The 22826-nt window shown below is 72.1% G+C and carries 18 protein-coding genes; 3 read left to right on the top strand and 15 right to left on the bottom strand.

Annotated elements, in window-relative coordinates; genetic code table 11:
* Positions 1 to 11: 11 nt before the first annotated feature.
* The 14 genes from mgtE to CA12_RS00845 all read right to left on the bottom strand — a co-directional run bounded on the left by mgtE (position 12) and on the right by CA12_RS00845 (position 18109).
* Positions 12 to 1391, bottom strand: coding sequence for a magnesium transporter (gene mgtE, locus CA12_RS00780; protein ID WP_145356693.1), 1380 nt, complete (start codon positions 1389 to 1391; stop codon positions 12 to 14).
* A 74-nt stretch (positions 1392 to 1465) separates the two neighbouring features.
* Positions 1466 to 2386 carry a 30S ribosomal protein S9 gene (rpsI, locus tag CA12_RS23135; RefSeq protein WP_390614125.1) on the bottom strand — a complete coding sequence of 307 codons (921 nt, stop codon included), beginning with the start codon at positions 2384 to 2386 and terminating at the stop codon, positions 1466 to 1468.
* A gap of 94 nt (positions 2387 to 2480) precedes the next feature.
* The gene (gene rplM / locus CA12_RS00790) at positions 2481 to 2981 is read right to left on the bottom strand and encodes a 50S ribosomal protein L13 (protein WP_145356694.1); all 501 of its coding nucleotides are present in this window, start codon (positions 2979 to 2981) and stop codon (positions 2481 to 2483) included.
* Between the two features lie 276 nt (positions 2982 to 3257).
* On the bottom strand, positions 3258 to 5252 hold the full coding sequence (locus CA12_RS00795) for a flagellin N-terminal helical domain-containing protein (protein ID WP_145356695.1): 1995 nt from the start codon (positions 5250 to 5252) through the stop codon (positions 3258 to 3260).
* An 86-nt stretch (positions 5253 to 5338) separates the two neighbouring features.
* Positions 5339 to 7039: a flagellar hook-associated protein FlgK gene (locus tag CA12_RS00800; RefSeq protein ID WP_145356696.1), complete on the bottom strand. Its 1701-nt coding sequence runs from the start codon at positions 7037 to 7039 to the stop codon at positions 5339 to 5341.
* A gap of 95 nt (positions 7040 to 7134) precedes the next feature.
* The gene (locus CA12_RS00805) at positions 7135 to 7668 is read right to left on the bottom strand and encodes a hypothetical protein (protein WP_145356697.1); all 534 of its coding nucleotides are present in this window, start codon (positions 7666 to 7668) and stop codon (positions 7135 to 7137) included.
* Between the two features lie 329 nt (positions 7669 to 7997).
* Positions 7998 to 8312 (bottom strand): rod-binding protein, encoded by a 315-nt coding sequence (locus CA12_RS00810; RefSeq protein ID WP_145356698.1) that lies wholly within the window; start codon positions 8310 to 8312, stop codon positions 7998 to 8000.
* Positions 8313 to 8399: 87 nt separating this feature from the next.
* Positions 8400 to 9467, bottom strand: coding sequence for a flagellar basal body P-ring protein FlgI (locus tag CA12_RS00815; RefSeq protein WP_145356699.1), 1068 nt, complete (start codon positions 9465 to 9467; stop codon positions 8400 to 8402).
* A 43-nt stretch (positions 9468 to 9510) separates the two neighbouring features.
* The gene (locus tag CA12_RS00820) at positions 9511 to 10440 is read right to left on the bottom strand and encodes a flagellar basal body L-ring protein FlgH (RefSeq protein WP_145356700.1); all 930 of its coding nucleotides are present in this window, start codon (positions 10438 to 10440) and stop codon (positions 9511 to 9513) included.
* Positions 10437 to 11615, bottom strand: coding sequence for a flagella basal body P-ring formation protein FlgA (locus tag CA12_RS00825; protein ID WP_145356701.1), 1179 nt, complete (start codon positions 11613 to 11615; stop codon positions 10437 to 10439). The genes CA12_RS00820 and CA12_RS00825 overlap by 4 nt, the downstream gene beginning before the upstream one ends.
* A 55-nt stretch (positions 11616 to 11670) precedes the next feature.
* A complete protein-coding gene (gene flgG / locus CA12_RS00830; protein WP_145356702.1) occupies positions 11671 to 12471 on the bottom strand; it encodes a flagellar basal-body rod protein FlgG in 801 nt (266 codons plus the stop codon).
* 73 nt (positions 12472 to 12544) lie between these two features.
* The gene (locus tag CA12_RS00835; RefSeq protein ID WP_145356703.1) at positions 12545 to 13363 is read right to left on the bottom strand and encodes a flagellar hook-basal body protein; all 819 of its coding nucleotides are present in this window, start codon (positions 13361 to 13363) and stop codon (positions 12545 to 12547) included.
* A 144-nt stretch (positions 13364 to 13507) separates the two neighbouring features.
* Entirely contained in the window at positions 13508 to 14050 is a 543-nt protein-coding gene (locus CA12_RS00840) for a DinB family protein (RefSeq protein ID WP_165700467.1), read from the bottom strand.
* An 84-nt stretch (positions 14051 to 14134) separates the two neighbouring features.
* Complete coding sequence (locus CA12_RS00845; RefSeq protein WP_390614126.1) at positions 14135 to 18109, bottom strand: caspase family protein; 3975 nt, start codon at positions 18107 to 18109, stop codon at positions 14135 to 14137.
* Between CA12_RS00845 and CA12_RS23140 the strand changes: the two genes are divergently transcribed.
* Positions 18012 to 18536, top strand: a complete 525-nt coding sequence (locus tag CA12_RS23140) for a hypothetical protein (RefSeq protein WP_390614127.1) — start codon at positions 18012 to 18014, stop codon at positions 18534 to 18536. The genes CA12_RS00845 and CA12_RS23140 overlap by 98 nt on opposite strands.
* Positions 18521 to 19795 carry a hypothetical protein gene (locus tag CA12_RS00855; protein WP_145356706.1) on the top strand — a complete coding sequence of 425 codons (1275 nt, stop codon included), beginning with the start codon at positions 18521 to 18523 and terminating at the stop codon, positions 19793 to 19795. The genes CA12_RS23140 and CA12_RS00855 overlap by 16 nt, the downstream gene beginning before the upstream one ends.
* 108 nt (positions 19796 to 19903) lie before the next feature.
* On the opposite strand, the gene CA12_RS00860 is transcribed toward CA12_RS00855, so the two are convergent.
* Complete coding sequence (locus CA12_RS00860; RefSeq protein ID WP_207622084.1) at positions 19904 to 21616, bottom strand: caspase family protein; 1713 nt, start codon at positions 21614 to 21616, stop codon at positions 19904 to 19906.
* A gap of 498 nt (positions 21617 to 22114) precedes the next feature.
* Between CA12_RS00860 and CA12_RS00865 the strand changes: the two genes are divergently transcribed.
* Complete coding sequence (locus CA12_RS00865) at positions 22115 to 22615, top strand: hypothetical protein (RefSeq protein WP_145356708.1); 501 nt, start codon at positions 22115 to 22117, stop codon at positions 22613 to 22615.
* The last annotated feature ends 211 nt before the right edge of the window (positions 22616 to 22826 follow it).

The raw sequence follows: 22826 nt of genomic DNA on the forward strand, positions 1-22826 counted from the left end.
GGACCGCCGCCTCAGCGCGCCGCCGTGCCGGCCAGCGTCGTGAGCAGCCAGATGCCCACGCCGTAGTAGAGGATCACCCCGGTCACGTCCATCACCGCGGTGATGAGGGGGGTGCTCATCAGGGCCGGGTCGGCGCCCATCTTTTTGCTCGCCAGCGGCAACAGGGAGCCGCAGACGGTGCCGATCACGACCACTACGAACACCGTGCCGGCGACCATCAGGCTCTCGTTGGAGCCCAACTCGAACCACAGATACCCGCTGAGATAGCCGATCAGCGCCAGCAGGAAGCCCAACGTGCCGCCGACCAGCAGTTCACGGGCGGCCAGCCTCCACGGGCCGGTCCCCTGCTCCCCCAAGGCGATCGCCCGGATGATCAGCGCCGCCGACTGGCTGCCGGCGTTGCCGCCGGCGGCCAACACCAGCGGGAGGAACAGCACCAGCCAGACGTGCGCCTCGCTGACTTCCTCGAACCGCTGCAACACCTGCGCGGTCGCCAGGGCGACCAGCGAGAGGAACATCAGCCACTTGCCGCGCTTCCACGCCAGTTCCAGCACGCCGGTTTCGGCGTAGCTGTCGGCCAACGGCTCGACGCCGCCCATCCGCAGCACGTCCTCCTCCGCCTCCTGCCGGACGACGTCCATCGCGTCGTCGTGGGTGACGATGCCGACCAGTCGGTTCGCCTCGTCGACCACCGGCAGGGCGAGCAGGTCGTACCGCATCACCTGGGCGGCGACCTTCTCCTGGTCGTCGTCCACGCGGGCGCTGATCACGTCCCGCCGCATCAACTCGCCGACCGTGCGCTCCGGCCGGGCCAGCACGAGGTCCCGCAGCGAGACGAACCCGTCCAGCCGCCGGTCCGGGCCGAGGACGTAGATGTAGTACAGCGTCTCGGCGTCCGGGGCCTGCTTGCGGAGGGCGGTGAGGGCCTCGGCGACGGTCGCCTGCTCCGTGAGGCTGGCGTACTCCGTGGTCATGATCGACCCGGCGGACTCCTCCGGGTAGGCCAGCAGCCGGCGGACGTCCGCCCGGTCCGCCTGGGCCATCAGCGGGAGCAGACTCTCCACCCGCACCGGATCGAGCCGGGAGAGCAGGTCCGCCCGGTCGTCGGAGCTCATCTCCCCGACGAGCTTGCTGAGCCGCTCCTTGCCGATCGCCTCGACCAGCTCCACCTGCCGGTGCAGGGAGAGGAACTCGAAGATCTCCACCTGCCGCGGGAGCGCACAGTGCGAGAGCACCCGCCAGACGGTTTCGTCCTCCAGTTCGGCCAGCAACTCGGCCAACGCGGCGGGGTGCAGCTCCTCGCAGAACGCCTTGAGCCCGTCCGCGTCACCCTCTTCCAGCATCAGGCGCAGATCCGGCCCGAGCAGGTAGTTGATGACGGCGGTGGGCATGGGCAGTCCGAAAAAAGAACGCCGGAGCCTCGCGAGGCCCCGGCGTTACCACGTGAAACAAATCCTCCGGCGGATCACCGCTTGGAGAACTGGAAGCTCTTCCGGGCCTTCTTGCGGCCGTACTTCTTCCGTTCGACGGCCCGCTCGTCGCGGGTGAGGTAGCCGCCGTGGTGCAGCGTGCCGTGCAGGTTCGGGTCCTTGGCCTGCAACGCCCGGGCGATGCCGAGCACGATGGCGCCGGCCTGGCCGGTGCTGCCGCCGCCTTCGACGCGAACCCACACGTCGACGTTGCCGGCCATCTCCGTCCGCTCGAGCGGGGCGCGAATCGACTCCACGTCGCGGACGAAGCTGAAGTAGTCGTCCAGGTCGCGGCCGTTCACGCTGAACTGGCCGGTGCCGTCGGAGATGCGGACGCGGGCCACGCTGGTCTTGCGACGGCCGGTGCCCATCGCGGTGCCGAAGCGGTCGATCGAGCCGCGGATCATGCTCTCCGGCGGCGGGGCGATGTCCTCGGGGGCGCGGCCGCCGCCGATGGTCAGACCCATATCCTCGGCGTAGCTCTCGCCGGTCGCATCGGGGCCCATCTCGTCCGGGGAGGCGGCGCCGACCTCGGCGCCGGTGGTCGGCTCGTCGCCCACCGGCTCAGCGGCCTGATCGGCGGCGGCGAGATCGCCCTGCGGAACGTCCACCTGAATGTCGGCGGCGCCCGCGGTGGCGCCGGCGTCGACGTTGGCGGAATCGACTAGCGGAGCGGTCTGACCGCTCTCGGTGCCGCCGGAGTTGCCGGTCGCGGCATCAGAAGCGCCGCGCGGGCCGGAGGTCCCGTCGGACGCAACCTTCGTCTCGTCGACCGGGTTGTTCTCGTCGGTCCCGGGCACGTCCGCGGCGGTCGTCTCGCTGCTCGGGCCCTTCGGCACGCCGTCCATCGGCGCCGGGGACGCCGAGGGGGTCTGCGAGGGGGCGTCCGGATCGGGCGTGTCGGCGTCGTTCGGCATGAGCGAGGGTCCCGCGCGGCGGGCGAAGGTCAGCGGGGGAGAAGCGAGGAGAAGCGGGACCGGGGAGCGTCAGCCCCCGAAGCGGCCGGGAGATTCAGCGGGTGCGGGAGGGCATCAGGTAGCCGGGGAACTCCCCGGGCTGCTGGGCCTGATGGCCGTGATCCGGGCCGACGACCAGCTTGAGCTTCTTGATCATCTGCCGGCCCAGCTTGTTCTTGGGCAGCATCCGACGAACGGCCTCGTGCAGGATCATCTCCGGCTTGCGGGCGTGCAGCCGCTCGGCGGACTCGACGGTGCGGCCGCCGGGATAACCGCTGTAGCGGTCGTACTCCTTCTGGAGCCACTTCTTGGAGAAGTTCGCGATGGATTCGTGCTCCATCTTCTTCCCGCCGAAGGCGACCCGCTCCACGTTGGTGACGACGACGTAGTCGCCGTTATCCACGTGCGGGGTGTAGCTCGGCTTGTGCTTGCCCATGAGCACCATGGCGATCCCGGTCGCCAGACGACCGACGATCTGCCCGTCGGCGTCCACGGTGACCCACTGCGGGTCCGCGGCTTCCTTGGGAAGCTGGGTGCATTTCTGGAGGATGGGCATCGACGCCGCCTGCTGAACACGCCCGGGGGGGCGAGGGAAGAACAAGAAGTCGCGGTTGCGTCCCGCACGGGACGATCCGCCCCGATTCACCGAAGGCAGGGCGCCGCCGGCAAGGGGGTCGGGCACGATAGACGCGCGTCGCCCGCGGTTCAACGCTGGGAGGATAACTCTCGCTGAGTCATGGCGAGCGGCGGGCGTCCGCCCCCCGTGTGAGCGTCCTGGCGATCGTCCGGGTTTGAGGACACGGAGGGCTCACGCCCGCCGCTCGCCCTACTCCTACAGGAAGTTGATCAGCGACAGCTGGTTCGCCTGGGCGGTCAGGCGGAGGGTCGCCTCGTAGGCGGTCTGCAGCGCCGTGATGCGGCTGAACACCTCCGCGAGGTCCGCGTCCAGCACCATCGAGAGGTCTTCGCGCAACTGGAGCTCCTCGTCCACCAGCCGATCCGTCTGCTGCGAGACCCGCTGATGACGCACGCCGGAGGCGGCCCGCACGGCGGTGGCGCGGGCCTGCTCCACGTCCAGCAGGTCGCCCAGCGGGTGCAGGGCGACGTCGTCGCCGGCCCGCAGACCGGCTTCCAACCGGCTCAGCAGGTCCGGCAGGCCGCCGGTGCGGCGGGGGTGGTCGATGGAACCGGAGATCGCGTCCCCGGGCGCCGCCGGTCCTGACGACGACGGGCCCGCCAGCCCCAGGCCGACGGAGAGTTCCGACTCCGCCACCGTCAGCGGCCCGGCCACCGCGGGCAGCACGGGGACCTGCGCGTCGGCCAACGTCAGACCGTTGCCCGGAGCGCCGAAGCTGGCCGTCAGCACGCCGGGGTCCACGGCGTTGATCGCGGCGAGCACGTCTTCCAACGTCTCCGCCCCCGAAAGGTCCACGCTCACGTCGGTGCCGTCGCGGCGGGTGATCACCAGCGGGCCGGGGCCGTCCGGCAGCGGGCCGGTCGGGATCCCCGCCCCGCCGTTCAGTTCGTCCAGCCGGGTGGAGGCCGGCAGGGTGGAGACGCCGAGGTCCCGCGCCGAGGTGGCGCCGTTCTCCCCGATCGAGAAGTCCACGCCGCTGACCCGCCCGCGGATCACGATCCCCGTGCCGTCTTCGTTGAGGTCGGCGAGGACGTGCACGCCGGCGGCCTCGGTTTGCAGCTTGATCGCGGCCAACGCCTCGCCGACGGTCGTCGCGGAGGAAAGATCCACCGTCGCCGTCACGTCTCCCTGGACGATCTGCAGGCCGCCCGCCACGTCCACCCCCGCCCCGCCGTTCAGGGCCGTCAAGGGAGTGTGCTTCGTGACCCGCGGAGCCAGCCCCCCGCCCTCGAGCACGCCGGGGGCGACGGGCGCCGGATTCGGCACGAGCCGCAGGTCCCGGGCGAACCGGCCGCCGTTCACGTCGGCGATCGTGACCGCCGCCGCCGGGTCCCCGCCGGGGTTCACGGCGAACGACAGCCCGTCGCCGGCCGCGGAGACGTTCACGTTCAACCCCGGCGGCCCGGCGCCGAAGGCCGCTTCCAGCCGGGTCTTCAGGTCGCCGATCGTGCGGGCGCCGGCGAGGTCGACCGTCTGCGAGGCGAGGTTGCCCAGCCCGTCGTCCAGGCTCACCGTCAGTTCGCCCGGCGTGACCCCGGCGCCGCCGTGCAGGGCGGACAGCGGCGTGTCCAGGGTGAGGGCCGGCGAGAGCGGGCGGCTCTCGGCGGGGGTGAGCACCTGCAACGCCGCGTGTCCGTTCACCGCGGTGTCGATCGGGCTGTGGTCGCCGATCAGTCCGGGGATGCCGCCCAGGTCGCCGGTATACAGCGTCTTCCCGCCGCCCAGATCCGCGAAGGGCGAGCCGGTCGGGTTGGAGCCGCCGAACAGCGACCGGCCGCGGAAGGTACGGTTGCCCTCCAGGATGATGCTCTGCCGCAGGGCGGCGACCTCGTCCGCCAGCGCGTTCTTCTCCGCCTGCGAGGATTGCGCCCCGATGCCGGACTGCAACAGCGTGCGGGCCTTCGTCGCGGCGTCGCCGAACGTGGCGAGGCCCACGTCGGCGGCGGCGAGCTGGCTGCTCGCGACGGCGAGTTGCTCCTGCAGGGCCGTGTTCCGCTCCACGTTCCGCTGCATCAGCCCGGCCTTGATGGCCCCGGCCGGGTCCTCGCTGCCCACGGCGATCCGCACGCCGGTGGCGGCCATGTCCTGCAGGCGGATGGACTCCGCGTTGATCTTGTTCAGCGAGGCGCCGAGCCGCTGAAACTGGAACGTCTCCGGCGTACGGCCGGGGAGAACCGGGCTGACGGGCATCGTTCAATCCTCCTTTCGGTCGTGTCGGGTCTGAGACGGTTTGAAACGGTTGGGAGCGAGGACGGCCGGGGGCGCCGGCCGACCGGTCACATGTTGATGAGGGTTTCGAGCAGCGAATCGGTCACGCTGATCACCCGGGCGCTGGCCTGATACTGGCGCTGAAGTTCCATGATGCGGACCGCCTCCTCGTCCAGGCTCACGCCGCTGAATTGCTCCCGCTGACTGGCGAGGGCGTCCCGGTGAGAGGTGGCCGCCTCGGCGAGGGCCCGCTCGGCGGCGGACCCGCGGTTCACGGCCCCGACGATCTCCGCGAACCGGCCGTCGATCGTCTTGCCGTTCAGTTCCGCGTTCGCCGAACTCCGCACCGGGCCGGCGAGCGCGTCCGCCAGCGCCAGGACGTTCGAGTTGTCCCCCGGCCCCCCGCCCCGCCCGACGGCCAGCAACGCCGGGTTCGCCTTCAGCGACGCCGCCAGACCGATCGAGCCGGCGTCGCGGCCGTCGAAGAAGTGGTTCAGGCCCAGCGACGCCAGCACGCCGGAGTCGTCCTCGCCGAGATGAAACTGTCGGCCGGAGGCCGCCGTCATCGTCAGTCGGCCCCGCGAGTCCAACCCGGCGGAGACGCCGTCCACCGCGTTCAGCGCCGCGACGAGGTCGTTCAGGGAGGTGTCGTTTCCGTTCAGCCCGTCGAGGTCGATTGCGATGCGGGTGTCGGTCTCCGCCCCTGTCGCTTGATTCACGACGGTCAGGGTGAAGCCGCCGTGGGCCGGGGGGAACGGCAGTTCGAAGTAGCTCACCGACGCCGCCAGCGACGCCGCCGGGTCGTCCACGGTGCGGGAGGCGGTGACGTTCGAAAACCCCTCGGTCCCCCGCCCGGCGCTGTGCACGCGGTTGACCGCTTCGATCAGGCCGGCGGCGAGGCCGTCCAGGTCGTCGAGGAACCCGCCCACGATCCGGTCCGCCCCCTCCAAAACCGCTCCCAGCTCCCCGCCGCCCTCCAGGGTGGAGTGCGTGCGGCTGGTACGCACCCGCGGCGAGGGCATCCGGAGCGGCGGGTTCTGCGCGTCGATGACCGGCTCGACCAGCTCCAGGGTCTGGACCGAATCGCCCAGCACGAGCCAGTCGTCGCCGCTGCGCAGTTCGACGGCGCCGAATTTCGTTTCGCGGAACTCCAGCGGGACGATCTCCGAGAGCCGCTGCATCGCCGCATAACGCTTGTCGCGGATCTGTCCGGCGTCGCTGTTGGCAAACCCGCCGCGTTCCAGCAGGACGATCTGTCGGTTGAGGCTGTGCACCTCCTCGATCAGGTCGTTCGCCTCCCCCACCAGTTCGCCGGCCCGGGTGGCCAGACCGTCGCTGATGTCGGCGGCGCGTGAGGAGAGACTGCGGAAGTCCCCCGCCAACGCGGCGCCCTCGTCCAGCAACGATTGCCGCAGGGGGGCGGAATCCGGCTCCGCGACGACCGCCCCGACGGCGGCCGAGAAGTCGGACAGGGCCGTCGACAGGTCGCCGTCGGTCAGTTCGCCCAGCACGCGCTCCAGGCCGGCGAACAGCTCCGCCGTCACCCCGCTGCCCGCCGCCCCGGTCGCCGCGGCGTGCAGCCGGGTTTCCAGGTGCAGGTTGACCGACTGCCGCACCCCGGCCTGCGTCAGACCGGCCGACAGCGACAGCTCTTCCCGGGCGTACCCCGGCGTCGCGGCGTTCGCCAGGTTGTTCCCGGAGACCGCCAGCCCCGTCGTATAGACGTCCAGCGCGCTGGCGCTCTTCGCGAGCACGGCTGACAGACCCATGCGATTGGCTCAGGCGGGGGGGGAACGGCGGACGGGGAAACGAACGAACGGGGCGAGCGGCGGGGCGTCAGCCCCCCGTGCAGAAAAGGGAGTCGCTAACCGGACAGGTTCAGCAGCGCCCCGCCGCCGGCGGCCTCCGCCCCGCCGCCGGCGGCGTAGGTGACGGACCGCACCCCGCCGCGGGCGATCAGGTCCAGTGCCTCGGCACAGGCCGCGGCGGAGCGCCGGGCGGAGACCCAGCGGGGCCACAATCGAGTCCGTGTCTCCGAGGCGGACTCCCGCAGACTCTTCACGCGGAAGACAAGCGCCGGATTGGACGCCGCGAGCACGGCAACGGACTCCGCCCCGGACTGCGTCAGCAGCGCGGTGCGCTCGGCGGCGAGCGACTGCAGGGCGGCCGTGGCGGCCTCGTAGCGATCGGCGGCGACGGCCATCGCGGGGGCGTCGGCGGCCCGGCCGGCGTTCGACAGCGCCGTGCCGGCGGCGTCCAACTCCCGCCGCCCCGCGTCCAAGCGGGACAGGTACGCGGACACCGCCCCCGCCCCCACCCGGTCCAGCGGATCGACGGCGGCGCCGGGGCGAACCGACGAATCGGCGGGCGGGGCGGCAAAGTGGGCGGGCGGCGTCATCTCCCGTCGTTTCGACCGGCCCGGCCGGCGAAACCGCACCGACCGGCGGCCGCCCGCACAACCCGCACAGCCGGAACGGCGAGCCGCTCGGGCGATGTGTCCGCACGCCGGCCACGTTTCCCCCCTCTCCCTTGAGAGAGAGGGGCCGGGGGTGAGGGTGTCGCACGGTTCACCCGCTTCCGCGCTCCCTGCAGTGACGAATCGGGGAGGGACGAGCAGGCGGACCTCGAAGAGCCTTCGGGCGCCGCTGCCCCCTCACCCCCGGCCCCTCTCCCCCAAAAAGGGGGAGAGGGGAGACGGCGGCCGACCCCGTGCGCTCACCGCCCCCTCTACTTCAGCCCGGTCTGGTTGCCGAAGGCTTCGTACAGGTCTTGGGTGAGGGACTTTCCGCTGGTCGCGGCCAGCTGGTCGGCCAGTTCGCCGTCGAGGCGCTCGCGGAAGATCTTGTTCGCCTGCCCGTTGCCGAAGTACGGCGTCTCGCCCATGGAGGTCCGCATCGACTTGAGCATCTCCCGGAACAGCGTCCCGGCGACGAACCCGTCGAAGGCCTCGCGGGTGGACAGGTCCTCCGGCGGCTCCGCCTGCGGGGGTTGCAGGGTGAAGGCGGAAGGTTGCGAGGTCGGTTGAAAGAGCGTCGCCTGCATGGGTCGTTCCGGGTTTCGTTCAAAGTCCGTCAGATGCGCCTCGCCGCTCTCCCCCCTATTCACTCCCCACCTGCACCCTTCAATCCGTCAGCCGCCCTCCACGAACTCCGCGTGCAGTTTGCCGCTGGCGTGCAGCTCGCGGAGGATGTGGATCACGTCGGCGGTGGGGACGCGGAGTTGATTAAGGGCCTGGAGCAGCGATTCGAGCTGCGGCCGCGGCTGCGGCTCCGGCTCGCCGAGGGGACGGAAGCCGTTGTTGGCCGCGCCGCGGCCGCCGGGCGGACCGACGTCCACGGTGAGAGTTTTATGGGAGATCGCCACGGGGCTGAGTTCGACCTCCCCCGTCACGATGATCGTGCCGGTGCGGGCGTTGACGACGACCCGCGGGCGGCTATCCGGCCGCTCCAGCGAGACCGCCAGCAGCAGCGCCGCGAACCGCACCGGGTCCGGCCGGTAGGCGGGCGGGATGCGAACGGTCACGGCGGCGGGGCCGGCGGCGAGGGCGATCTCGGCGCCGGTCTCGAAGGCGAACTCGCGGTTCACCGCCCGGGCGACCTCCGTGGCGGCGCCGAACCCGGCGTGGGAGGCGTCTAATTGCAGGGTTACGAACGGCCCCGCCGCGTCGGCCCCGACGAAGGAGACGTCGAAGTCCTCCTCCAGAATGAGTCCGTTCGGCAGCGCCCCGACCAGCGGGGCGAACGGGTCCTGAATCACGATCGGCCCCGCGGCGACGCCCACCGCCACGTCCGCCCCGACCTCCGCCAGCCGCAGCGGCGCCGCCAGCAGCCGACCGCCGGCCAAGCTGGAGGCTCCCATCGGGCTGGAGACGAAACAGTTCAGCCGCTGCCCCCGCCGGGCGCCGGTCGCGGGCACGGTCGCCTCGATCAGCACGACGGCGACGTTCGCGGCGTCTTTTAATTCGATCGGATCCAGCACCGGGGCGTCGTGCAGCCGCATGGCGGCGGCGAGGGCCCGCATCGCCGGCAGATTCTTGCCGCCGTCGCCCGTGCCGTCCAAACCGACCACCAGCCCCAACCCCGTCAGCCGCACTTCCTTCTGGCCCTCCAACGTGCAGACGTGCTCCAGCCGCACGCCGGCGCCCGCCGGGGCGGCGACGACCAGCAGCAGGACGGCGATCGGGAGGACGCGGGTCAACGCGGCGAATTGAAGGGTGGGAGAGGTCGGTTGCCGGGAGCGGTCAGAACGGCCAGAGCAGGTCGAAGACCCGGATGCCCCAGGGGCGGGCGGTGCTGCTATAAATCTTGCCTTTGGCCCGCTTTTCGATTTTGAGGTTGGCGACGTCTTCGCTTTGGGCGGTCAGGTCGCGGTTCACTTTCTGGGCCGCGATCGTGCCGGTGAGGGTGTATTCCCACACGTCCCGGTTGTTGCGGATCTCCTTGCGGGCCTCCAGCACGACGTTGCCGTTGGGCAGCACGTCCACCACCTCCGCGGCGATGCGATAGCGGACGGCCTCGGTGTCGATGCCGCTGCCGGTCGCCTGGATCCGCACCCCGGATTCAAGGTCGACGCTGGGTTCGCCGGTGGCGCTGAGGATCAACCGGCCCGTCGGATCCAGCCGGACGAATTCATTGATGCTGGCCTCCAGCGCGGAATTGCGGCGGCGGTCGAAGCGGCTCTGCACCGCGACCTCGCTTTTTTCGTCCACCAGCACGGTGATGATGTCGTGCACCGCCAGCGTGCGGGCCTCCGGCAGGGAGATATGAGTCAGCGAGAGTTCCCGCATCGACTGCGGCGCCCGCCGCCCGCCGGGCCGCACCCCGACGAGCACCGGCCGCGCCGGGGCGACCGCCGGCCCCGGCGCCGGCCCCGCCAAGGGACCCTGCGGCAGGGCGGCGGGCGAGTCGGACGGGGGGACGGTCAGCCGCGGGTCGATCGCCAGCGGCGCCGGCGCCGGAATGATCTGCGGCGTCTGCGGGAAGGCGGTCGGCACGATGCTCGGCGATCGCGGGTCGATCGTCGACGGCATGCGGAAGCTCTCCCCCTGCCCCCCGGCGCCCTGCCCGAAGGCCGTCGGGCACAGGGCCGAGGCGCACAGCAGCGGGCCGACCCCGAGCAGCAGCGCCGCGGAGCGGGACGAACGGACGGCGGAGACGCGGGCGCGGGTCATCGCGGGCCTCCGGCAGGATCGAAATGGGGTGTGGAATCGAACTGGGGCGTCGTGGCGTAGGCCGGGCTCTCGGCGGCTTCGCCGACCAGCACCGCCCGCCGATTGCCGACCACCCGGGCGTAAATCCGCGTGCGGTCGCCGTAGGCGGGGCCGTCCGGGTCGGACATCGGGATGGTCTGTCCCAGCAGGCCGTTGCGGGTCGCCTTAAGGTCGCGGGAAACGGTGATCCCGCCGACGCGGCTTTCGACGCGCACCGTCTGATTGGCCCGCACCAGCGGGGTCTGGCGCAGGTCGTCGGACTCGACCACGGCGCCGACGGGCAGATCGCGGATCGCCTCCCCGGTGGGCAGGCGCCCGACGAAGTCCGTCGTCGAAGGCCACGGGGCGGTCGGCTGGACGGCGCCGGCCAACCGGATCGGGGCGGCGGCGCCGCCGCTGCCGGCGACGGCGGTCTCTGGCCGCCAAGCGACGTGGTCGGCGGTGATCGGGGCGCCGCGGGGGATCGGCTCGGTCAGCACCGGCACGAGCCGCGGCGGATCGAGCCGCACCGCGGCCTCGACCGTCACCACGTTTTCCAGGCGGTCCAACCAGCGGAGCGTGACCGTCTGCACGACGCTGGGGGTCGGGGCGAGGCCGCTGAGGTCGCAGCCGTCCGGGCGGTGCCGGGCGAGGATGCGGGCGGCCTCCGGGGCGAGGGCGACTTCAATCCGCACGCCCTCCACGCCGGCCCGGGCGAGCGCCCGGGAGGCGGCGGCGGTGACGAACTTCTCCCCGTAGGCCCGATCGCCCGGGCTGGCCGGGCGATTGTCGGCGGGTTCGCCCCCCGTCGTCCGCGGGGCGGAGAGGACGACGGCTTTGGCGCCGGTCAGCATCACGGCGAACCCGCCGGCGAGCGCCCGGTCGCGAACCGTCGCAGCGGAGAGAGTGGTCGTATTGCCCTCGACGGGGGCGGGCGCCAGCGGCACGGTCCGCAGGCGGGCGGCGGCGGGGGCGTCCGCGGGGCCGTCCGCGGTCACCTCGGCCACGTCGCCGACGCGCACGACGCTGTCGACGGCCGCGGCCCGGGCCTTCAGCGTCACCGTCACCCCGGCGGGGGCGGGAGCGCAGCACGCGAGGGCGGCGCAGAGCGTCAGGGCGGCGGCGGTCGTCCTGTTCATCATGCGCGTCAGAGCCATCGAGACGGGGTGAGGAATCGTCGTCCGCGAGACCGCAAGCGGTCTTCAAGCCGGATCAGAACCGCCGCAGGTTGGCGATCTGTTCGAGCATTTTGTCCGCGGCCTGCACGACCTGGGTGTTCAGTTCGAAGTTCCGCTGCGTCTTGATCAGCCCGACCAGTTCGCGGACCGGCTCGACGTTGGACTGTTCGAGGTAGTTCTGCCGCAGCACGCCGCGGCCCTCGGTGCCGGGCTGGCCCTCCAGCGGCTGGCCGCTGGCGTCGGTCACGCTGTAGAGGTTCTCGCCGCGGTGGATCAGGCCCTGCGGGTTGACGAACCGGGCGAGCTGCAACTGCCCGACCTGCTGGGCCTGGTTCTGTCCGGCCTGCAAAACGCTGACCACGCCGTCCGGGGAGATGGACACTTCCAGCGTGTCCGGCGGGACGGTGATGCCGGGGACCAGCCGGCGGCCCTTGTCGGCGCTGGCGAGAACCAGTTCGCCGTCCGGATTAAGGGTGAAGGCCCCGTCGCGGGTGTACATCGTCTCGTTCTCGTCCTCCACGACGAAGAATCCGTCGCCGCCGATCGCCACGTCCAACTGGCCGGCGGTCTCCATCATGTTGCCCTGAGAGAACGTCCGCTGCGTGCTGGCGACCCGGGTGCCGAGGCCGACCTCCACGCCCAGCGGGACCGGATTCCCGTTGGCGTCCGGGGCGCCGGGCAGGCGGAGGTGCTCGTAGAACAGGTCCTCGAAGTTGGCCCGCTCCCGCTTGAAGCCGGTGGTGCCGGCGTTGGCGAGGTTGTTGGCGATCACGTCGAGTTCAAACTCGAACGCGTGCATGCCGGTTCCGGCGGATTGCAGGGCGCGGAGAGACATTCGAAGGCGGAGGGACGAAGGCGGGAGGCGGAAGGGCGAACGGCGGGGCGTCAGCCCCCCGAGGAATCGCTCATCACGGCCGGGCGGCGGCGAGCAGGCGGCCGAGGGTGTCGTCCTGGAGCTTCACGAGGTTCACGTTCGTCTCGAACCCGCGGCTGGCGGCGATCATGGACATGGTCTCCCTCACGCTGTCGACTCCGCTGCCCTCCACGAAGCCCTGCCGCACGTTCGTCTCCCGAGGGTCGACGGGGCGGGTTTCCGCGGCGGTCAGCAGGCCGTCGCCCTGCTTGGTCAGGCTGCGGGGGTCGGTCGGTTCGACGAGGCTCAGCTTGCCCAGCGGGTAGTTCGTGCCGTCGTCGAAGCTGGCGGAGAGGGTGCCGTCCGGGGCAATGCCGATGCGGGCGGCGTTCGCGGGGACGTTCAACGCCCCCCCGCCCTCGCCCAGCACCGGCCGGCCGCCCTCCGCGGTGACCAGCGTGCCGTCCGGCCCCCGGGTGAACCGGCCGTCGCGGGTGAGAACCGGGCCGTCGTCGGACTGAATCTGAAAGAACCCGGGGCCGGCGAGGGCGACGTCCAGGTCGCCGCCGGTTTCATTCAGCGGCCCCTGGGCGAGGTCGATCGCCGTCGCGGCCAGGCCGTTGCCACCCGTCATCCGGGCGAGGGCGGAGCCGAGGTCGAACGGATTCGTGCCCGGCAGGTCGGTCAGCGACGGCGGAGCGCCCCCCTGCCCGAACGACAGGCGGTTGTCCGCGTGGGGGCGGTAGTGGCCGGCGAGGGCCAGCTCCCGCTTAAAGCCGGTGGTGCCGGCGTTCGCCATGTTGTTGGCGGTGACCTCCAACTCACGTTGGTTCGTCGCCGCTCCCTGGGCGGATTGATACAGGCCGTAGAGCACGACGATCGCCGGTCAGGGGGAGGGGGACCGGCGCGACGGGGCGCCGGTTCTTCGGTCCCTATCGGCAGGGGCGCGGCGGACTCTTCGGCAGAATCGGCAAAGTCGCCGCAATCGATCCCGAGCGGCCCGTCAGAGCGTCGCCCCTCAGAGGGTCTTGATCGCCGTCAGCCCCGCGGCCCGGCGCCAGGCGCTCAGTTGGCCCCAGTGGACGGCGTCGTGCGTGGTCAGCAGATGGGTGAGCAGATCGCCAACGCGGGGGAACCGGCCGGCGAGCCGCTCGAGTTCCGGCGGCAGCGGTTCGTCCAGCGCCGCCGCAGGGACGAGCGCCGCGGCGGCGAGGACGCGGTCGTGCGTCTCCCGCACCGCGGCCCGCAGTTGTTCGCCGTTCGGCGGCGTGAAGCCGTCGGCGTAGACCAGCGGCTGGCTGCCGATGCCGAAGTTCTCCCGCCAGCCGGGCAGATCCACGGGCGTCGCCTCGACCCCCAGCCCTTTCAGCACGGTCAGCGAGAAGTTCCCCACCACCGCGACGTGCCCCAGAATCCAGACCGGCGGATTCATCCCCGGCTGCGGGCGTTCGGTGAGCCGCTCCTCGGGCAGATCGGCGGCCAGCGCGGCACCGTAGGCGGTGTGCATCTCATAGCAGCGACGGGCGTACCGCAGCGGGTCGGCGGGGGACGGATCGGGCATCGGACGGCTTTCCAAGGGGAGACGTCGCACCATATCCAACAATCCGCCGCGGACTCCCCCCGGTCCGCCGTTTCGTCCCCGGTCCTATGGCCAGCGGCTGAGGATGATCGAGGTCGGATCGACGCCGGACATGTCGTAGAACACCGGCCGCTGCGTTCCCCCCTCGTCCCGGAGGCCCTGCAGGGCGAACAGCCGGGGCACCGTCTTCTGGACGTAGTTCCGCACGGCGCTGAGGGAGATCTCCGCCCCGGGGGCGAGCGACATCTCCACGTCGGCGAGGTTCGGGTGCCCCGGCGGCGGCGACAGGGCCGAACCGTCGAGGATCGAGGCGACCGCCCAGGTGAACAGGCCGTTCGTGATCGGTTCGCGGCCTTCGAAGGAGTAGGCGTCGCCGGAGGAGGAGCACAGCACCGCGATCCCCGTTTTCGCCCCCACCGCCGAGGCCGCGGCGGTCAGGTCGGTCGAAGAGGAGGTCAGGGCGGCGAGGTCTTCTTCGCCGAGGAACGCGCCGTCCTGCGGAATCAGCGCCCCGCTGTGGCAGGCGTCGATCAGGATCACCACCTGGCAGGCCTTGTTCCGAACTGCGACGGCGTGCTCCACCAGTTCCCTCGCCGACAACGAGTTCGCGCCGAAATCCCCCTCCGAAGCGTCCGCGAGCATCAGGTAGAACCGCTCCCCGACTTCGCCCCCCCGCCCGGCGGCGGACCGAGCGCCGGCCGCCCGCACCCCGTGGCCGGAGAACAGAAACAGCACGGTGTCGCCCTCCCCGACCTTCCCCGAGATCCGCCGCCAGGCGCGGTCCAGATCCTCCGCCCCGGCGTCCTCCAGCAGCGTGACGTTCACCTCGCTGTAGTGGCCCCCGGCGGTCAGCGTCCGCCGGCCGCCCTCGTCGTAGAACCGGGCGACGCGCTGGGCGTCGTCGTTGGCCAGCGCCAGCCGGCCCAGCGGCGGGGCGTACCGCTCCACGCCCGCGGCGAGCACCCACAACTGCGGGTAGCCCTCCTCCTCCGGGATCGCCTCGGCCCGCACGTCGATGGGGGCGTCGCCCAGCGGGATGCGGTCCTCGCGCATCTCCACCTCCGCGACGATGCGGTTCGGCCCCGGCGCCAGCCGCAGCGTGGCCTCGTAGACGCCGGCGTCCCCGGCCGTCGGCAGGGCCGGCGCGCTGGCCCCGTAGCGGCCGTTCACGCGGAACCGCAGAGCGTCGATCGTCTGCCCCTGCCGGGGCGTCACCCGGACCCGCACCGGCAGGTCCAAGCTGTTCACGACGCGGCCCTCCCCGCCGGCCCCCCCGCCGGACCGGACCGAGAGCGACGGCGTGAGCCATTCCAGCGACACATCCGGGGAGGAGACGACCTGCTCCGGCGGCGAGTCCCGAAGGACGATCAGACGCTGGAAGAACCGCCGCTGGGAGGCCGTGACGACCTCGAGGGCGAACCCCTTCTCCCCCGGGTCTTCTGCCGTGGGGAGATACGGCAGCGACTGCCGCACGGTCGCCGTTGCCCGGGGCGGGTCGAATTGTTCGGAGGCGACCACCGGGCCGCTCAGCTCCCGCACCGCCCAACTCTGAATCGGGTCCCCCTCCGTCGCGCCGAGCGTCGCCTCGAACAGAACGGACTCCGCCGCGTGCGAGACCGACAGCAGCGACGCCATGTCGATCCGCGGCCGGGCGTCCCGCGGCGGCGGGGCGGCGTCTTCGGGCGGCACGACCGGCGGCACGACCGGCGGCTTAACGGGTGCCTGTGGCGGCGGTTCGTCCGGGAGGTCGGACTCGGCGGGGGCGGCCTCCTCGGCGGCCTGCCAGGCGCCGGCCTCCAGCAATCGGGAGACGGCCTGCGGGCGGTGGTAACGCCGCTGCACCGCGGAGAAGGGCAGGAAGGCGGGCCGCTCGCCGGCGCCGCGGTTCTCCTGCCAGCCGATCCGGTTCGCCCCGCCGCCGGCGTACATGAAGTAGCCGTCGGGGTGCCAGGCGACCCAGCCGTCGCCCCGGCCCTGCTCGACCGCCAGCGTCAGCGTGGGCATGAACACCGGCCGGGCCACGCGCGTGGCCGGCGGCAGCGGCTGGCCCTGCCGGTCGAACCGCCAGTTCGTCTGCTCGTGCCAGGGGACGTCCGACAGTTCGTCCCGGACCTGCTCGAACGTGGCGAACGCCGGCGCCCCCTCCCGCACTGCGGCGACGGTCCGCAGCAGGTCCGCCGACCGGATGCCCTTGCGGTGCAGGTAGGCGTTTTCCGCCACCGCCGTCACCCGGACCCGCCCGCCCTCCGGCGCCCGTTCGATCTCCAAGCCCCACAGTCGCTTCAGGGCCGCGTCGGCGTCGCGGTCCGGGGCGGCGGGGTCGGGCAGGTCGTCGAGGGACCAGAACCGCACCGTGCCGTCGTCCGACGCCGTGGCGAGGTACCGCCCGTCCGGCGCGACGGCCACGTCGTTCAACCGGTCCTGATGCCCCCAGAACGTCCGCAGCAGCCGGTTTGAACCGTCGGCGGCGTAGACGAACAAGGCCCCGTGCGCCGTGCCCACGGCGACCGCCTCCGCCGACCGGCCCCGCTGGGCCGGGATGAGCCGAAAACAGGTGGCCGGTCCGGCGTACGGCTCCAGCGTGAGCCCGGCGGCGATCTCCGCCCCGCGACGGTCGGCCGGGCCGGGGAGCGGGGCGGGAACCAGCCGCTGCCGCTTCGGAGCGAACCGGAAGGCCGTCGCGGGGGCCTCCCGCGTCGCGGCGACCTGGGTGACGATCGAGTACCCCGTGCCGCCGTCCCTCGGGTCGGCCGGATCGAAGGCGACGCGATCGAACCGCGGCCCCCCGACCAGCGTGCGAACCAGCCGCTTCGTGGGCACGTCCCAGATCTGCACGTCGTTGCCCTGGGCGAGCGCCAGCGTGCGGCCGTCCGGCGAGAGGGCGCAGCCGGACGGCGGCGTCAGCCGGTCGGCCACGGCTCCGAGGGTCAGCGACACGGCGCCGGTCCGCACGTCCCACACCACCGCGGAACCGGCGGACGGGTCGGTCGCCTCCCCCGCCCCGGCCAGTTGGCTGCCGTCCGCGGAGAAGGCCAGCGACATCTGGAACCCCGCCCCCGGCGGGATCGGCAGGTCGGCGAAGGCCCAGGCCCCGCCGGGCCGGCGGATCCAGACCAGCACGCGGGTCTTGCCGGCGGCGTCGACGTACGCCGCGGCGAAGCGATCGCCGACCGGCGAGGCGGCCAGCGCCGTCACCCAGAAGGCGCCGCCCGGCAGCGCCAGTTCCGTGCCGCCGCCGTTGGTGGAGAGAAGATGCAGTTTCCACAGGTGAGGCGCCGGCCCGGGGGCGGGGGCGACGACGTCAGTCTCCCCGACGAGCGCCACCGGCCACCGCGGGATCGGCAACCAGCCGTCGCCCTGCGGCAACTGCACGGCCGCCCGCAACTCCCGGGCCGGCCCGAACGGCGCCTGGGACCGCACCAGCACGCGGCCGGCGTCGTCGACGGAGGCGGCGGTCGTCCCGGAGGGCGACACGGAGAGATCGTGTATCACCGCTCGATGCCCGACCGCGGCCGCCCCGTCCGGGCCGGCGGGTTCGTAGTGCAGCGGTTCGCGACTGTCGTCGTTCACGTCGACCCACTGCAAATCGCCGATCCGGTCCGTGCCGCCGTATCCGCCGATCACCGCTGCAGTCGTGCCGTCGGGCCGGGCGAAGACCTCCACGGCGCGGACCGCCCCGAACAGGCCCTCCTCGGCCAGCCAGCGGTGCGTGGCGACGACGGTCCCGGCGTTCCAATCCCAGACCAGCGCCCGCTTATCGTGCCCGCCGGAGAGGAGGCGCCGACCGTCCGGGGTGAAGCAGAGGGCCTGCACGCTGGCGGCGTGGCCGTCGCGGTCGCTGGCGACGAACAGCTGCCGCCGCCCGTTGGCCTCCCGCTCCGCCGCCGTCGGCGCCCGCACCACGGGCGCCGACGTGACGGGCGCCGACGTGACGGGCGCCGACGTGACGGGCGCCGACGTGACGGGCGCCGACGTGACGGGCGCCGACGTGACGGGCGCCGACGTGACGGGCGGCGCTGTGACGGGCGGCGCCGCGACCACCGGCGGGGAGCTCGGGTTCGCCGTTGCCGGGGGCACGTTCGGCGTCGCCACGCCGACCTGCGCGAGCGCCGTCCCGCCGGTCGCCGTCAGGGCCGTGAGCGACGCGACGGCCAGCGACAGAGCCGTCACAACCAGCGACGTGGTTCCGGGGGGGGAACAGGGTTCTGACCGAATGAACATCGGACGCTCTGGTTCCGAAGGATTGATCGGGACCGGACAGTCCCGACACCGGCGGGGAACAGACAAAAAACCTCGTCCCCCCAGCGATTTTAGTGAAGAAGGCGAGCGTTCGGCAGGCGCTGGGCCGTCCGGCCTTCAGGAACGCGTGAAACCGCTCCGATATGGAACGAGTCGCGGACGCTCCGTGTTTTCGGCGTCACGCTCACGTTCCACTCCGGTCAAGGAGGACCGATGCTGCCCCCCCTGAAACGTCACGCCGATCGCCTGCGGCGGGCGGCGGTCCTCGGCATTGTCGCCGGCGGCGCCGCCACCCCCGCGTTCGCGGGTCCGCCGCCGTGCCCCCCGCCGGCTTACAACCCCTGCCCGCCGGCCTACAACCCCTGCCCGCCGGGCGTGATCACGCCGGTGACGCCGGCGCCGCCGGCCCCGATGGACGGTTCCGCCACGGAGCTGCTGCCGGAGACGTTCTCCCGGACGGCCCCGCCCTCGCCGGCGGCCCAGAACCTCGTCGCCAACACGGCCAACCCGCTGGCCGGCCGCTCCGGCCTCGCGGCGGTCGGCGGCGGCGTGGGCGACCCGGGCTACATCGACCCCGCCGTCGTCGCCAGCCGCTTCCGCCTCCGCTACAGCGGCGCCCGCGACGGCAACAGCGACCGCGGCGAATTCCTCTACGGCGCCTACGACACCCCGGCGCTGCAAGCGTCCTTGCCCCCGGGCACTCCCGCCGTGTTCATCGGCCCCGGCAACCCGGGCAACGTCGCCGCCGTCCCCGGCCAGACCGTCAGCGGCCCGACCGGCCCCGTCCGGCCGGTGATCGACGGCTTCGATTACGACGAGATCTCCGCCTATCTCGAACTGGAAGTGGTCGAGGGCGTCTCCGCCTTCGTTGAGGTCCCCTGGCGGGACGTCAGCGGCTACGACCAGTTCCGCGATCAGGGTTTCGCCGACGACGGTCTCGGCGACATCAACGCCGGCGTTCGCGTATCGCTGTACGACGACTGCGACACCGCCCTCACGTTTCAGTTGATGTACCAGACGAACACCGGCGATCCGGACTTCGGCCTGGGCAACGGCACGCAGTTCATCGTGCCCGGCCTGCTGTTCCAGCAATCGCTGTCGGACGACCTGCACCTGTTCGGCGAGGCGCAGTATTACGTCGACGCCGGCAACGGCACCGAGTTCAACGGCGAAGACTACACCAGCGACGTGCTCCGCTTCGGCCTCGGCGCCGCCCTGGACCTGGTCGAAACCCGCGACACCAACCTGCAACTCCTCAACGAGTTCGTCGGCTGGACCTTCTACGACGGCCAGCAGTCCGAGTTCAACCCGGCGACCCGCCAGATCGACGTCACCGACGCCGACGGCGAAACGATCGTCAACTACAAGGTCGGCCTGCGGTACCTGTTCGGCCGGCAGAGCGTTTACGCCGGCTACGGCCTGGCCCTCACCGACGACGTGCTCTACGACGACATCGTTCGCCTTGAGTACTCCGTCCTGCTGGACTAGTTCGACCTGCTTGTTAGTTCGACCTGCTGTGAGTTCGACTTGTTGAATGAGCTGAAGGGTCGGCTCAACAAGACGGACTGACCTCCGCACCGAACCCGCCGCGACGGCTCAGTCCGTCGCGGCGGGTTCCTCGTTTGAGGGCTCGCGGTTCGCCGAATCGCCCGGGGCGGCCGGCAAAACGAAGCGGACGCGGACCGGCGGGAACGCCCCCGCGGTTCCGGCCTCCCCCCCGGCTCCGGCGACGACCAGCGCCAGCCGGCGATCGACGAGTTCGTCCCGCTCGCGGAACTCCAACTGGGTCGAAGCGGCCTTCGCGGCGGCCGGGTCGACGTTTGCGACCACGGCCCACAGGTTCTCCGCCACCGTGTCGCTCTGCAGGAACATCCATTCGTCCAGGAGGTCCTCGACCGTCCTCCGCCGGTCCTCGTCGACCGTCGTCGGGGACGCCGGGGCGGGGTGAATCCGTTCGGCGCCGGCGAGCGCCAGCAGGCGCCGGGCGTTCAGCGCCGGCAGGCGGTAGGGCGAGCCGAGCACTTCAATTCTGTGGGGCGTCGGCCCGGGGAGCAGCGCGATCCGTTCCGTCCGCAACGTGCGGGCCCCGTCCTCGGCCTCCGGCCAGGCGGACAGCAGGCGAGGTTCGAAGGGCGCGCCGGGCTCCGGCGAGACCGGACCGGCGTCGACGACGTACAGGTACAGCAAGCCGCTGCGGGGGGTGAGACACAGTTCGGGGCGGGTGCCGGGGGGCAGGCGGTCGGCCTCCAGGTCCAACGGGGAGCGATTGCCGCGGCGATTCTGCACCCGCCACTCGAACGCCTCGAACCCCCGCGGCGACGCCGCCTCGCCGCGGCCGAGCAGTTCCTCCCGCACCAGGAAATCGTCCCGCTGCAGATTGCCGTGGAGCGCCACCGCGGTCGCCGTGTTCCCGGGCTGATCGTCCGACGACTCCAGTGCCTCGCACAGCGCCCGCCACGTCACGTCCGGCTGACGCAGGAGGCTCAGCATCTCGCTCGTGAACCGGCTGGCGGAACCGTCCGGGGAGCTGCCCGAGACGCCGCCCGCGGCGGCGTTCTTGGACGCGGCGTCGGTCCGGAGGGCCGCGGAGGCGGCGAAGAACAGCAGCGTGCAGGAGTCGTCGAACCGCGTCCGGCGGAGATCCACGGCCTGCCCGTCGGTCGCCGATTTCCGCCGCGGGTCGGCGTCCCGCGGCGCCTCCAGAAACCCGCCGGGCGCCATATTCGTCTGCGGGCCGTCCGCCGAGGCCCCCGCTCCCCCGACCCGGCCGGCCTCGACGACGACCACCAGTTCGTCGCAGCGCCCGGTCAGGGCGCACATCTGCAGGAAGAACTCGTCGTCGCGGACGAGGTCCTCCTCGGCGTATTGGGACGGTTTCAGCGGGGCGCCGGCCGCCGGGCCGGTCGGGATCATCACGAACGCCTCGTCGATGAAGTCGCCGGCCCCGGCGCCGTGGGCGCCGACCTGCTGAAGCTCGTCCCCGTCCTCGTCGGGACGGATCGTGCCGTGACCGCTGAAGTAGAAGAAGATCTGCTTCGCCTTCGGCCCGTCGGCGGGAATCGCGGCGAGCGCCTGATCGAACTGGGTCAGGAACTGCGCCCGGGTGGCGTTCCGCAGGAGGTGAATCTCCTCCTCCGCATAGCCCGCCTCGTCGCGCAGCCAACGCTGCACGGCCTCCAAGTTGGCCGACGAGGCGGACAGTTCGAACCCCGGATAGGCGTCGTTGCCAATGAGAATCGCGTACCGCCCGGGCGCGGCGCCGTCTGCCGCGACGACCGACGGGGCGCCGCCCATGAGCAGGACCAGCAACGCCGTCCCGCGGAACGTCGCTCTGCTCAACGCCCCCCCGGCAGACCGCGCCGGCCGGCCGGGCCGGGAGGTGCGAGGAACGTCGCGGCGGGCGGGAGGCTCCGGGGAAGACATCAGCGGTCCCTCGGGCAGGGACGGGCGGGGATACGGGCGGGAGGAACGTACGGCGTCGTGAAGGCCCTACGCCGCCGTACGCCGCCTGCTTCCCCGGGAGCGTTCCGAACGTCCGGCCGCGTGCCGGCGTGCCGTCTCCCCGCAGCCGGCGGCAGGTCGTTCAGCGGTTCGCAGACCGCGCCGTTCATCAGGACCAATTTACCGGGGGGCCTCCCCAAACGCCATCGGGGTTCCATGGCTGGACACGGACCTCACAGTCCGTTAGCAGCAGGTTGACACGGGCGCAAACCCCGCTTGGGATAGTTCTGGGCTGAACGCCGGTAGGAGGGCCGTCGGTTTGTCCGCTCCGTCACCTCCCCGTCCCCCCCGCTGAAACCTCTCACAATGTCCGCTTTTCGCCCCACCCTGCTGGCCGGCCTGATGGCCGCGGCGGCCGCCGGGCTCGTGTGCGTGCCCGGCGCGTTCGACGCCGCGTCGACCGCCGAGGCCAACGCCACGAACGCCCGTCGCCAGTACTACTCCGGCTGGCACTACTCCGCGCCGTCGCGGTACCACTACCGCGTCTACCACTATAAGCCCACGCCGACCTACACGAGCTACCGCCGGCGGTACGTCGTCTATTACCCGACGCAGCCGCGGTACGTGTATTATTATAACCCGTACAGCCACCGCTACCTCGGCCGGTTCGACCTGGAAGCCGAGGGCGAAGGGAAGTACTCCCAGCTGGCCGAGAAGGACCAGAAGGAGAACCTCGAGGAGATCCCCGAGTCGGCCTTCCCCGCTCTGGACAAGATGCCCGTGATCCCCGACGCCGAAGACGGCGAGCGGATGGCGCCCCTCCCCGAAGGACTGCCCGAGGACGAGGGCGAAGGGTCCGAGGACTAATCGCCCGGCGCGCCTCGCCTCGCGTGCGGCTCGTCGTTTTCAACGGATTCGTATTGAAGCGTCCCGGCGTGTTGCCGGGGCGCTTCTTTGCTTGCGCGGAGGTCTGTTTGCGCGGGGGGCGCTCCGCAGTGCGGCGGGAGGAGCGGGGCGTCGGCCGGCGGGCCGCGTTAGGTTGGTCGGAGTCCCTCTCGCCCCACGCTCGCCCCCGCCC

Source organism: Alienimonas californiensis (genome assembly GCF_007743815.1).
Classification (GTDB): domain Bacteria; phylum Planctomycetota; class Planctomycetia; order Planctomycetales; family Planctomycetaceae; genus Alienimonas; species Alienimonas californiensis.